We start from the raw sequence: 210 nt of genomic DNA on the forward strand, positions 1-210 counted from the left end.
AGTAGCGGGAACCGGACTCGAACCGATGACCTTCGGGTTATGAGCCCGACGAGCTACCTACTGCTCCATCCCGCGGTATATTTTTAGAGTACTTACCGAAAGTACTTGCTTAGTAGCGGGAACCGGACTCGAACCGATGACCTTCGGGTTATGAGCCCGACGAGCTACCTACTGCTCCATCCCGCGGTATATTTTTAGAGTACTTACCGA

At 52.4% G+C, this 210-nt stretch carries 2 tRNA genes; both read right to left on the reverse strand.

What is annotated here, in order from left to right:
- Positions 1-2 precede the first annotated feature (2 nt).
- A tRNA-Met gene (locus tag BOQ64_RS22910) sits at positions 3-75 on the reverse strand.
- A gap of 38 nt (positions 76-113) precedes the next feature.
- A tRNA-Met gene (locus BOQ64_RS22915) sits at positions 114-186 on the reverse strand.
- Positions 187-210: the final 24 nt, after the last annotated feature.

Source organism: Chryseobacterium sp. CH25, assembly GCF_004119455.1.
Lineage (GTDB): Bacteria > Bacteroidota > Bacteroidia > Flavobacteriales > Weeksellaceae > Chryseobacterium.